This window comes from Pelomonas sp. Root1217, from assembly GCF_001425705.1.
Lineage (GTDB): Bacteria > Pseudomonadota > Gammaproteobacteria > Burkholderiales > Burkholderiaceae_C > Pelomonas.
This window is the reverse complement of sequence record NZ_LMDC01000032.1, coordinates 22,188-33,571: the sequence shown is the minus strand read 5'-3', so window position 1 is coordinate 33,571 and position 11,384 is coordinate 22,188. Positions and strand designations below refer to the sequence as shown.

The window sequence follows — 11,384 nt, the reverse complement described above, 5'->3', positions numbered from 1 at the left end:
CTCCGTTCAGCGATGCCGCAGCCGCGGATTGGCGACGATGCCGCAGATGTCCGCGGCCGTGACGAGGATCAGGTAGCCGCTGCAGAACAGCATGGCGCAGGCCTGCACCAGCGGCGTGTCGCGCTGCGCGACGCCGTCGACCATCAGCTTGGCCACGCCGGGGTAGTTGAAGATGGTCTCGACAATGATCACGCCGCCGAGCAGGTAGGACAGGCTCAGCGCCACCGCGTTGGCAATCGGGCCGACCGCATTCGGCAAGGCGTGGCACATCACCAGGCGCAGCGACGAAGCGCCCTTCAGCCGCACCATCTCGACATAGGGCGCCTCCAGCTGGTCGATGACGGCCGCACGCGTCATGCGCATCATCTGGGCGACGATCACGCAGGTCAGCGTCAGCACCGGCATCGCAAAGGCCTTCAGCAACTGGCCCATCGATTCGATGTCGTTGACATAGGACAGCGCCGGCAGCCAGCGCAGCTGTACCGCGAACACCAGCACCGCCAGCGTCGCGATCAGGAACTCCGGCACCGAGACGATGCCCACCGAGGCCGTGGACGCGGCGCGGTCGAACCACGAGCCCCGCCACACCGCCGAGGCGATGCCGGCCGCCAGCGCGATCGGCACCGAGAACAGCGCCGTGATGGCCGCCAGCAGCAGCGAGTTGGGCAACCGCGAGCCGATCAGCTCGGCCACCGGCTGGTAGGCCGTCGAGGATTTGCCGAAATCGCCCCGCACCAAACCGCCCAGCCAGCGCAGATAACGCGTGGGAGCCGGAACGTCGAGCCCCATCTGCGTCCGCAGCGCAGCGAGGGCCTCGGGCGTGGCGTCCTGGCCGAGCTGCTCCTGGGCGGCGTCGCCCGGCAGCACCGCGGTCACGGAGAAGACGATCACCGACACCGCCAGCAGCGACAGCAGCGACAACGCGATGCGCTGCGCGAGCAGCTTGAGGATGATCCCGTTCATAGGATGCCTGGCCTGGTGTGGGGGTTCGGCGTCAGGCGGCGAGCCAGACGTTCTCGGCAAAGTTGTAGCCCATCAACCCGCCCAGCGGGATGGGCGACAGGCCCTTGACCTTGGTGCTGTGGCCGTCCAGGCTGGCCAGGAACAACGGGATGCCGATGCCGGCCTCCTGGTGGATCAGCGTCTGCATGTCGGCATACATCTGGCGGCGCTTGGCGAGGTCGGTCTCGCCGCGTGCGGCAACGAGCAACTGGTCGAACTTCTCGTTCTTCCAGCGCGACTCGTTCCATTGCGCGTCCGACTTGAAGAACTGCGTCAGCAGCATGTCGGCGCTCGGCCGCGGGTTGACGTTGCCGAAGCCTACAGCGCTGTTGAGCCAATGGTTGGACCAGTAGCCGTCGGCCGGCATGCGCTTGACGTCGATGTCCAGCCCCACCTCCTTGGCCGTCTGCTGCAGCAGCAGCGCCATCTCGACCGAGTACAGCGCCGCAGGCGAACACACCACCGGCACCGCGCCGGATACGCCGGCCTTCTTCAGGTGGAACTTCGCCTTCTCCGGGTCGAAGGCGCGCTGCGGCAGGCCGGCGAAATGAAAGCGGTTGGTGGGGTCGATGGGCTGGTCGTTGCCGACCACGGCCTGGTCCAGCGCAATGGTCTTCTTCATCTGCTCGCGGTCGAACAGGTGCTTCATGCCCAGCACGAACTCGGGGTTGGCGCCGGGGCCGGTGTCGCGCCGCATCGTCAGGTCGGAGTACTGGCCGGACTGGGTCTTGAACACGGCGAAGCCCGGCGTGCCGGCGATGCGTGCCAGCGAGCGCGGGTTGACGGCGCCGACGAGGTCGATGCCGCCTGACAGCAGCGCATTGACGCGCGCGTTCTCGTCGCCGATGCCGACGAATTCGATCTCGTCCAGATAGGGCTTGCCGGGCTTCCAGTAGGCCTCATTGCGCACGACGACCGAGCGCACGCCGGGCTTGAACTCCTTGAGCTTGTAGGGGCCGGTGCCGATGCCGGCGTTGAAGTCGGTCGTGCCGTCCTTGACGATGTGGAAGTGGAAGGTGCCCAGGATGACCGGCAGGTCGGCGTTCGGCGAGGTCAGCACGATGGTCACCTCGTTGGCGCCGCTGGCCTTGATGCTCTCGATCTGGTCGGTCTGGACCTTGGCCTTGCTGGCCGTGGCCGGGTCCTTGTGGCGGGCGATCGAGTAGACGACGTCGGCCGGGGTCAGCGCCTTGCCGTCATGGAAGGTCACCCCCTTGCGCAGCGTGAACACCCAGGTCTTGGCGTCCTTGGTATCGAAGCGCTCGGCCAGGGCCGGCTGCGGCGTCAGGCTGCCGTCCAGCGACGTGAGCCCGTTGTAGAGCATGTTGCAGCGCGAGTAGTCGGCCTGGTTGGACTGCTTGGCCGGATCCAGCGTGTCGCTGGCCGCGGCCGTGGCGCCGGCCACGCGCAGCTTGCCGCCGCGCCTGGGCGCTTGCGCGTGGGCCGTCATCGCCGTGCCGGCCAGCGCGCCGGCGAGGCCCGCCTGCATACCGGCCCCGGCGAGCAGGCCGAGGATGTCGCGCCGGCTGGCGCCGCGCTGGAGCGCGTCGAACAGACGCTGGCTGTCTTGCGGGCCGACAAGGGCGTCGAGGGGTTGGCGATGGCTCATGGTGTGTTTCTCGTTCAGTGTTCTAAGGGGTTGACGAGTTCGGGGCGGGTCTTGGGAGAGCCGCCCGCTCCAGGCTAGGCGAGGCGATCCTTCAGCCGGTAGTACAGGCCGACGGCGGGCAGGAACCAGGGCGGGCCGACATGGCCGGGAATGGCCGGCCAGGCTCGGTCCGCCCACGGGTTGGCGGCGGCATCGCCGCCCATCAGCGCGGCCATGCGCTGGCCCATCAGCACCGACATCTGCGTGCCGTGGCCGCTGTAGCCCATCGTGTAGTACAGGCCGTCGCGCTCGCCGGCATGGGGCAGGCGGTCCTGCGTCATGTCGACGAGGCCGCCCCAGCAGTAGTCCAGCCGCACGCCGGCCAGCTGCGGGAAGGTCTGCAGCAGGCCGGCGCGCAGGACCTCGCCGCTGGCGGCGTCCTGCTGCGGGCTGCTGATCGCGAAACGCGCGCGGCCGCCGAAGACGAGCCGGTGGTCGGCCGTCAGCCGGAAGTAGTGGTGGATGTTGGCCACCGTCGTGTAGGTGCGGCGCGCCGCCAGCAGCGCGGCCGCGCGTTCCGCGCCGAGCGGCTCGGTCACGACGATGAAGCTGCCGATGGGCACGATGCGCCGGCGCAGCCAGCCGAAGCTGCCGTAGCCGCCGTGGCGCGACGCGCCGGTGGCCAGCAGCACCTGGTCGGCCGCCACGGTGCCGCGCGTGGTGTGCAGGCGGTGGGCATGGCCGTGGGTGCGCTCAATCCGCTGCACGCACGTGCCGGTGAAGATGCCCGCGCCCTGGCGCTCGGCGGCTTCGGCCAGGCCGTTGGCGAAGCGGCCCATGTGCATCTGGCCGCTGCGCCTGTAGAGCATGCCGCCGTGGAAACGCTCGCTCTGCACCTCGGCACGCACGCTGGCAGCATCAAGGATCTCGGTGTCGGAGTCGACGCCATCGGCATGCAGGCGCTCCACGCTGCGGCGCAGCGCGTCGAGCTGCGCCGGCCGCGTCGCCAGCTTGAGCTTGCCGGTGCGGCTGAAATCGCAGGCGATGCCTTCCTGCTGCACCAACTGCGCCACGGTGTCGACGGCGGTGTCGTAGGCGCGGTACCAGGCGGCTGCCCGCGCGGCGCCGTGGCGGGCGGCCGCCTCGGCATAGTCGACCGCGAGGCCGTTGTTCACATGGCCGCCGTTGCGCCCCGAGGCTTCGGACGCGACGCGCGCACCGGCCTCCAGCACCGCCACCGTGGCACCGCGCCTTGCCAGCGCCAGGGCGGCTGACAGGCCGCTGAAGCCCCCGCCCACCACGGCGACGTCCACGCGCTGCGGCAGCTCGCGCGCGGCTGGCACGAACGCCGGCACGCTGTCGGTCCAGTAGGCATCGAGCTTCATGGCCGGGTCGCTTTCGACGTTCAGAGACCGACGACGCCGGCCAGGCCGCCGATGTCGGCGATCTCGGTGTAGCGGTAGTCGGGGCAGCCGGGGCCATGCCCGCGGTTGACGAAGACCTTGTTGACGATGCCGATGTCGTCGGCCGACATCAGGTCGTAGCGCAGGCTGGACGACACATGCAGCAGGTCCTCGGGGTTGCAGCCCAGCGAATCGATCATGAACTCGAAGGCCTTCAGCCGCGGCTTGTAGGCCTGGGCCTGCTGGGCGGTGTAGACCCGGTGGAAGGGCGCGCCGAGCATGGCGACGTTGGTCTGGATCTGGTGGTCCATCGCGTTGGACAGGATCACCAGCGGGATTTCCTTGGCAACCTTGGCCAGGCCCGCGGGCACGTCGTCGTGCGGGCCCCAGGTAGGCACGGCATCGACATAGCGCTGCGCCTCGGCGTCCAGGTACTGCAGCTTCCACTTGCGGCACAGCCGACGTACCGCGTTCTTCAGCACCACGTCGTACGGTTGCCAGTCGCCCAGCACTTCGTCGAAACGGTAGGCCGTGAAGTCGGCGATGAACTGCTCCATGCGCTCGGCCGGCACGCGGTCGAAGAAGATGTCGCGTGTGATCTCGGCCATGCGAAAGCGGGTCAGCGTGCCGTAGCAGTCGAAGGTGATGTACTTGGGTCGGATGCTCATGTCGTGCGTCTCGCTCAGTGGGTTGTCATCAGGGCTTCATTGCAGCATGTGCAGTGAAGTGGTTTGTGGGGAAAACGGCCTGTCGCAGGCGCTGAAACTGCCGTTCGAAGGCGGCTCAGCGGCATGCCCTGCGGCGTGCACTTGGACGGGGACGGGCGCCCTTCAATGGAACCCCGGAGGCACCAGCCGGTGGCGCAAATGCGGGACCGCGAATCGGCCTTGCACAACCCCGGCGTCCGGGCGGGCATTGGCAAATGCGGCTTGGCGACTTGCATGCGATTGACCTGCGATGTCATGGGTGAATGGGCGCTGATGGTAGGGACGCGGCCGCGAAATTTGTGGCCACAGACTGGCCCTCCGCAGCATTGAATGCCGTGCGCAGCAGGCCTCACAGCGCAAGCTGCCGAAATGGGTGGCAGGCCGTATTTGGGCTGGCGCGGCACCCGCGAAAGGCCGCAACATCGGCAACCCCTTGCCCTTCAGGAGACCCCGCCACATGGGTGCCCCCGCCACCACGAATGCAGCTCCCGCCGACGACGGCGTGCGGCTGCGCCCAATGAATGCCGCCGACCTGCGCGCGGCAAACGCCCTGTCTGACACACTGCACTGGCCCCACCGCCCGGCCGACTGGCAGCAGGTCTTCCGCCACGCCGACGGCTTCGTCGCCGAACGCGACGGCGAGGTCGTCGGCACCGGCCTGCGCTTCCTCTGGGGCCCGCAGGACGCGACCATCGGCCTGGTCATAGTCGCACCGGCGCAGCAGGGCCGGCGCATCGGCCACCGGCTGATGAGCACACTGCTCGACGGGCTGGACGACCGCCGCGTGCGGCTCAATGCCACGATGGAAGGCCGCGGCCTGTATGAGCGCCTGGGCTTCGTGCGCATCGGCGAGCTGCGCCAGCATCAGGGCATTGCGCAACCGGCGCCGCTGGTGGCGCTGGCCAGCGGCTGGCGGCTGCGACCGGCGGGCGCTTCTGATGCGCCGGTGTTGAAGGCGCTCGACGCCCAGGCCTGTGGCATGCCACGCGACGCGCTGCTGGACGAGCTGCTGGCCGAGGCGGAGGCCACCGTCGTGCTGGACGATGGCGACACGGTGCGTGGCTTCGGCCTGCTGCGCCGTTTCGGCCGCGGTCACGCCATCGGGCCGGTCGTCGCGCCGGACGAGGAAGGTGCAAAGGCCGTCATCGCCCACCTGACCGGCACCAACGCCGGCCGCTTCACGCGCATCGACATCGACCTGGACAGCGGCCTGGCCGAATGGCTGGAGGCAATGGGCCTGCTGCGCGTGGACGCACCGGTGGTGATGCAACGCGGCCCGGCTGCCAAGCCATCGGCACCCGGCGCGCCCAGGGGCTATGCCATCGTCACACAGGCGCTGGGCTGAAGCGCGATGGCCACTTTCCTGTACATGGCCGACGCCGAACGCGGCCGGCGCTGGGGCGAACTGTTCCGCCGCGATGCGCCGGCGGTGGACTTCCGGCTCTGGCCGGACGTGGGCGATCCGGCGCAGGTGCATTACCTCGCCACCTGGCAGCAACCCGGGCAACTGGCCGAGCGCTTCCCGAACCTGAAGCTGCTGTTCTCGACCGGTGCCGGCGTCGATCAGTTCGACCTGGCCGCGCTGCCGCCGGCCGTCTCGCTGGTGCGCATGGTCGAGCCGGGCATCGTGCAGGGCATGGTGGAGTACGTGCTGCATGCCGTGCTGGACCTGCACCGCGACATGCCCGCCTACCGGCGCCAGCAGACCCAAAGGCAGTGGCGGCCGCTGCCTGTGCGCACCGCAGCGCAATGCCGCGTCGGCGTGCTGGGGCTGGGCTCACTTGGCGAAGCCGTGCTGCACGCGCTGCATGGCCTGGGCTTTGACTGCGCCGGCTGGAGCCGCAGCCGGCGCAACATCGACGACGTGCGGTGTTTTGCCGGCGAAGCCGAGCGGGCCGAGTTCCTGCGCCGCAGCGACATCCTCATCTGTCTGCTGCCGCTGACAGACGCGACGCGCGGCCTGCTCGACAGCACCTTGTTCGACGCACTGCCGCGCGGCGCGTCGCTGATTCATGTCGGCCGCGGCCCGCAGCTGGTGAACGCAGACCTGTTGCGCGCCCTCGACGATGGCCGCCTCGGCGAGGCCGTGCTCGACGTGACCGACCCAGAACCCCTGCCTTCCGACGATCCGCTGTGGCGCCACCCGCGCGTGCAGATCACGCCGCACATCGCCAGCATGACACAGCCGGACACCGCAGCCGCCGTCGTGCTGGACAACCTGCGGCGCTTCGAGGCCGGGCTGCCTCTGGTGGGCCTGGTGGATCGCCGCAAAGGCTATTGAGCGCGAGCGGCAGCTTCTGCCGTGGCGGCCCGCAGTTCAGCGCAAGACGCTGCCGCGAGCGGCCAATGCAGCACCCATCGGCGAGGTCGAACGCCCAAACTGAGCGTCAGCCATCCACTGCAACACGCCGCCCATGACCGCCCTCCCCCTCGCCCAAACCGCTGCCCGCGCCAACATCGCCACCCCGGAACAGCACGCCGCGCTGGCCGGCCTGGACCGAGCGCATCTCATCCACCCCGTGGCGCCGTGGCGCCGACATGAGGAGCGCGGCCCGATGGTGTTGAGCTCCGGCCACGGCGTCTGGCTGCAGGACGCCCAGGGGCGCGAGCTGCTCGACGCCTTCGCGGGCCTGTGGTGCGTCAACGTCGGCTACGGCCAGGAGAGCGTCGTGCAGGCCGCCGTCGAGCAGATGCGCCGCCTGCCCTATGCGACCGGCTATTTCCACTTCGCCAGCGAGCCGGCCATCCGCCTGGCGGCCAAGCTGGTCGAGATCACGCCGGCTTCGCTGACCCGCGCCTACCTGACGCTGGGCGGCTCGGAGTCGGTCGACGCCGCGGTGCGCTTCATCGTCCAGTACTACAACAACACCGGCCGGCCGGCCAAGAAGCACTTCATCGCGCTGGAGCGGGGCTATCACGGCTCATCTTCCACCGGTGCGGGGCTGACGGCGCTGCCGGTCTTTCACCGCGGCTTCGACCTGCCGCTGGCCACGCAACACCACATCCCATCGCCCAACCCCTACCGCCATGAAAGCGGCGGCGACGCCGCAGCCTTGATCGCCGCCTCCGTCGCCTCGCTGCGCGCCAAGGTGGCCGAGCTGGGGGCGGAGAACGTCGCCGCCTTCTTCTGCGAGCCGGTGCAGGGTTCGGGTGGCGTCATCGTGCCGCCGCCGGGCTGGCTGAAGGCCATGGCCGACACGGCGCGCGAGCTGGACATCCTGTTCGTCGTCGACGAGGTCATCACCGGCTTCGGCCGCACCGGGACGATGTTCGCCTGCGATGCCGAAGGCGTGCAGCCCGACCTGATGACGCTCGCCAAGGGGCTGACCTCGGGCTATGTGCCGATGGGCGCGACGATGATGTCCGAGCGGGTCTACGCTGGCATCGCCGACGGTGCCCCGGCCGGCCAGCCGATCGGCCACGGCGCCACTTACTCGGCCCATCCGGTGTCGGCAGCGGTCGCGCTCGAAGTGATCCGGCTCTACGAGGAAGGCGGCATCCTCGCGAACGCCCAGCGCGTTGCCGCGCGCTTCGCCGCCGGGCTGGAGGCGCTGCGCCCGCACCCGCTCGTGGGCGACGTACGCTACCGCGGCCTGCTCGGTGCGCTGGAACTGGTGAGCGACAAGACCAACCGGCGTGGGTTCGACCCCGCACTCGGCCTGGCCGACCGGCTGTTCGCCCTCGGCTACCAGCGCGGCCTGGTGTTCCGCAGCTTCGGCGACCATGTGCTCGGCTTCGCGCCCGCGCTGACCATCACCGAGGTCGAGCTCGATGAGCTGTTCGCGCGCCTGCGCCGCGTGCTGGACGATGCGTTGGAAGCGCCCAACGTACGCGCCGCGATGGCCGGCAGCTGAACACCGGCGCCACACAATCGCGCCATTCGCCAACCTTTGGGCACCCACCATGGCAGAAGCTCTCAAACTCGATCGGTTGGACCTGCGCATCCTGGCCCAGCTGCAGAAGAACGGCCGCATCACCAACGTCGATCTCGCCGATGCGGTCGGGCTGTCGCCCAGCCCCTGCCTCATCCGCGTCAAGCGGCTGGAACAGGCCGGCTACATCAGCGGCTACGGTGCCCACCTGCGGCTGGAGAAACTGGGCGATACGCTGACGGTGTTCACCGAAGTCACGCTGACCGACCACCACCGCGAGGACTTCATCCGCTTCGAGAGCGCCATCCGCGAGGTCGACGAGATCCTTGAGTGCCACCTCGTCAGCGGCGGCTACGACTACCTGTTGCGCTTCATGACACGCGGCGTGAACCATTACCAGCAGGTCATCGAGGGCCTGCTCGAACGCAATATCGGCATCGAGAAGTACTTCAGCTACATCGTCATCAAGTCGCCTTTCGTGAAGACGCATTGCCCGATCGAAAAGCTGTTCCACGAAACACGCTGAGCGCACCCGTATTCACACAGGCCCGCATCCGCGGGCCTGTTTCTTTTGCAGCGCCGACACCCGTGACGATGCCGCAGACGCTGCCGGCGACATCCCTCTCAACCGCAGCAATCACGCGCCCGGCGCACGGTTTCGGCATCGGCGCAGACCACGCTGCCGGCGCCCATCACAACCGCAGTTCGTGCCGCTGCAGACGGCTACAACGCGAAGCTTTGCAAAGCCCCCGGTGCTGGAATGCCCTGGCACCGAGCGGTGCGGCTTCCGGAGCGAAGTTGCAGCCCTCGTCGTCGCCGACAAGCCACCAACAAGAGGGAACCCATGACAGCTTTCACCCGTATCCGTCTTCTCGCCGTCGCAGGCGCCGCCCTGTGCGGCAGCGTTGCCCACGCGCAATCCAACGTGACCATCAGCGGCAGCATCGACGCGGGCGTATTCCGCGACACCGCCGGCCGCACCAACGTCGGCACCATCCAGCGCAGCCACCTGGAATTCGCGGGCACCGAAGACCTCGGCGACGGCCTGGCCGCGACCTTCCGCCTGCGCCACCGTTTCGACGCGGACACCGGCACGCCGGAGGCCGGCACGGGCAGGCCGTTCTGGCACGGCGAATCGACCGTCGGCATCAAGGGCGGCTTCGGCGCCTTGCGCCTGGGGCGCGCGCTCGACGCCATCCAGGCGCAGGACTGGGCCTTCGATGCCTGGAGCAACTACGACCGCATCGTGTCGCCCGCCTGGGATCTGTGGCACTGGAACTACTCGGCAGACCCGACCGGTGGCGGCTCGGGCCGCGTGGCCAACGCCGTCTTCTACGACTCGCCGAAGTTCGCCAATGTCTCGCTTCACGTCAGCGCCTCGCCCGAGTCGCCGGCAGGCGCCGTGGCAAAGACGCGCGCCGCCACCCTGCTCTACAACGACGGCAAGCTGCGCATGATGCTGGGCAGCGGCAAGAACAGCGCCGGCGCCACCGAGACCTCGGTCGGCGTGCGTGCCGCCTTCGGCATGCTGTCGTTGATGGGCATGTACAACGTCAGCGAGTCCCTGGCTGGTTCCAAGGCCAAGGTGACAACGTTGGGCGCGGTCTATGTGATGGGCGCCACGACGCTGAAGGCGGGCTGGGGCCAGGCCGATGTGGACGGCCTGAAGAAGGAGAAGATGGTCTCGGTGAGCGCCGGCTACAGCCTGTCCAAGCGCACCGCGGTGTATGCGGACCTGGCCTCCAAGCGCCTGCTCGGCACCGGCACCAAAGAGGTCTACGGCGCGGGCATGACGCACTCGTTCTGAGTAGGCCTCGCTACAGCAGCGGCGCGCCGCCCGTCACGGCGTAACGCGCACCGGTGATGTAGCTCGCCTCATCCGACGCGAGGAAGACGAACAGGGGCGCCACTTCGCGCGGCTGGCCGGGCCGCTTCATCGGCACCTCGTTGCCGAACTTCTCGACCTTGTCCGGCGGCATCGTCGCGGGGATCAGTGGCGTCCAGATCGGGCCAGGCGCGACCGAGTTGACGCGGATGCCCTGCTCTGCGAGCAACTCGCCGAGGCTGGTGGTGAAGTTGGCGATGGCCGCCTTGGTCGCCGAGTAGGGGATGAGCTCCTTGGGCGGCTTGTCGGAGGTGATCGACGTCGTGTTGAGAATGGACGACCCCGGCTTCAGATGCGGCAGCGCCGCCTTCGCGAGATAGAACTGCGCATGGATGTTGACGTCGAAGGTGTGCCGCCATTCGTCGTCGGAGATCTCATCCAGCGACTGGCGCGACATCTGGAAGGCGGCGTTGTTGACGAGGATGTCTAGCCGGCCGAACTCGTCGACGGCGCGACGCACGATCGCCTTGCAGTGTTCGGCATCGACGATGTCGCCGGCCATCAGCACGCAGCGGCGGCCCGCCTCCTCCACCCAGCGGCGCGTCTCCTGCGCGTCGTCATGCGATTCGAGGTAGGCGATCAGCACGTCCGCGCCTTCGCGGGCGTAGGCGATGGCCACCGCGCGGCCGATGCCTGAGTCACCGCCCGTGATGATGGCGGCCTTGCCGGCAAGCTTGCCGCTGCCTTTGTAACTGTGCTCGCCATGGTCCGGCTGCGGGCGCATCGGGGCGGTCTTGCCGGGCAGGTCCTGTTGCTGTGCGGGTTGGTTCATGGAGGCGCTCCTTGGTTTCGCAACGAGCGCCCTGCCAGCAAACGGCGCTCCCGACGTAAGCGCCGGGCTGCGGCTTCTCAGGCCTTCTTTTCCAGGCACGTCGGCTGCCCGCCTTGCCGATCGCTTCGTGCATCTGCGCGATGCGCCATGTCGAT

The 11,384-nt window shown here is 68.8% G+C and carries 10 protein-coding genes; 5 read left to right on the top strand and 5 right to left on the bottom strand.

The features are described from left to right. Positions 1 to 6: 6 nt before the first annotated feature. The 4 genes from ASC95_RS29390 to ASC95_RS29375 form a co-directional block, all read right to left on the bottom strand. On the bottom strand, positions 7 to 963 hold the full coding sequence (locus ASC95_RS29390) for an ABC transporter permease (protein WP_057301262.1): 957 nt from the start codon (positions 961 to 963) through the stop codon (positions 7 to 9). A gap of 31 nt (positions 964 to 994) precedes the next feature. Beyond that, on the bottom strand, positions 995 to 2,611 hold the full coding sequence (locus tag ASC95_RS29385) for an ABC transporter substrate-binding protein (RefSeq protein ID WP_057301261.1): 1,617 nt from the start codon (positions 2,609 to 2,611) through the stop codon (positions 995 to 997). A gap of 74 nt (positions 2,612 to 2,685) precedes the next feature. Next, on the bottom strand, positions 2,686 to 3,975 hold the full coding sequence (locus ASC95_RS29380; RefSeq protein WP_057301260.1) for an FAD-binding oxidoreductase: 1,290 nt from the start codon (positions 3,973 to 3,975) through the stop codon (positions 2,686 to 2,688). Positions 3,976 to 3,995: 20 nt separating this feature from the next. Then, complete coding sequence (locus ASC95_RS29375; RefSeq protein WP_057301259.1) at positions 3,996 to 4,661, bottom strand: haloacid dehalogenase type II; 666 nt, start codon at positions 4,659 to 4,661, stop codon at positions 3,996 to 3,998. A gap of 496 nt (positions 4,662 to 5,157) precedes the next feature. Between ASC95_RS29375 and ASC95_RS29370 the strand changes: the two genes are divergently transcribed. The 5 genes from ASC95_RS29370 (at position 5,158) to ASC95_RS29350 (ending at position 10,379) form a co-directional block, all read left to right on the top strand. After that, the gene (locus tag ASC95_RS29370) at positions 5,158 to 6,045 is read left to right on the top strand and encodes a GNAT family N-acetyltransferase (protein WP_057301258.1); all 888 of its coding nucleotides are present in this window, start codon (positions 5,158 to 5,160) and stop codon (positions 6,043 to 6,045) included. A 6-nt stretch (positions 6,046 to 6,051) separates the two neighbouring features. Beyond that, a complete protein-coding gene (locus ASC95_RS29365; RefSeq protein ID WP_057301257.1) occupies positions 6,052 to 6,981 on the top strand; it encodes a glyoxylate/hydroxypyruvate reductase A in 930 nt (309 codons plus the stop codon). Positions 6,982 to 7,114: 133 nt separating this feature from the next. Continuing rightward, positions 7,115 to 8,554, top strand: coding sequence for an aminotransferase class III-fold pyridoxal phosphate-dependent enzyme (locus ASC95_RS29360; protein WP_057301256.1), 1,440 nt, complete (start codon positions 7,115 to 7,117; stop codon positions 8,552 to 8,554). 49 nt (positions 8,555 to 8,603) lie between these two features. Further along, entirely contained in the window at positions 8,604 to 9,098 is a 495-nt protein-coding gene (locus ASC95_RS29355; RefSeq protein ID WP_056197100.1) for an Lrp/AsnC family transcriptional regulator, read from the top strand. Positions 9,099 to 9,416: 318 nt separating this feature from the next. Next, positions 9,417 to 10,379, top strand: coding sequence for a porin (locus tag ASC95_RS29350; RefSeq protein WP_057301255.1), 963 nt, complete (start codon positions 9,417 to 9,419; stop codon positions 10,377 to 10,379). Positions 10,380 to 10,389: 10 nt separating this feature from the next. Here ASC95_RS29350 and ASC95_RS29345 read toward each other — a convergent pair whose 3' ends face one another. Then, positions 10,390 to 11,229: an SDR family oxidoreductase gene (locus tag ASC95_RS29345; RefSeq protein ID WP_057301254.1), complete on the bottom strand. Its 840-nt coding sequence runs from the start codon at positions 11,227 to 11,229 to the stop codon at positions 10,390 to 10,392. Between the last annotated feature and the right edge of the window lie 155 nt (positions 11,230 to 11,384).

Bases quoted from the DNA above. Each gene is read 5' to 3' on its own strand.
- ASC95_RS29390 (WP_057301262.1), bottom strand. From the start codon at position 963: ATGAACGGGATCATCCTCAAGCTGCTCGCGCAGCGCATCGCGTTGTCG.
- ASC95_RS29350 (WP_057301255.1), top strand. From the start codon at position 9,417: ATGACAGCTTTCACCCGTATCCGTCTTCTCGCCGTCGCAGGCGCCGCC.
- ASC95_RS29345 (WP_057301254.1), bottom strand. From the start codon at position 11,229: ATGAACCAACCCGCACAGCAACAGGACCTGCCCGGCAAGACCGCCCCG.
- ASC95_RS29360 (WP_057301256.1), top strand. From the start codon at position 7,115: ATGACCGCCCTCCCCCTCGCCCAAACCGCTGCCCGCGCCAACATCGCC.
- ASC95_RS29380 (WP_057301260.1), bottom strand. From the start codon at position 3,975: ATGAAGCTCGATGCCTACTGGACCGACAGCGTGCCGGCGTTCGTGCCA.
- ASC95_RS29375 (WP_057301259.1), bottom strand. From the start codon at position 4,661: ATGAGCATCCGACCCAAGTACATCACCTTCGACTGCTACGGCACGCTG.
- ASC95_RS29355 (WP_056197100.1), top strand. From the start codon at position 8,604: ATGGCAGAAGCTCTCAAACTCGATCGGTTGGACCTGCGCATCCTGGCC.
- ASC95_RS29385 (WP_057301261.1), bottom strand. From the start codon at position 2,611: ATGAGCCATCGCCAACCCCTCGACGCCCTTGTCGGCCCGCAAGACAGC.
- ASC95_RS29370 (WP_057301258.1), top strand. From the start codon at position 5,158: ATGGGTGCCCCCGCCACCACGAATGCAGCTCCCGCCGACGACGGCGTG.
- ASC95_RS29365 (WP_057301257.1), top strand. From the start codon at position 6,052: ATGGCCACTTTCCTGTACATGGCCGACGCCGAACGCGGCCGGCGCTGG.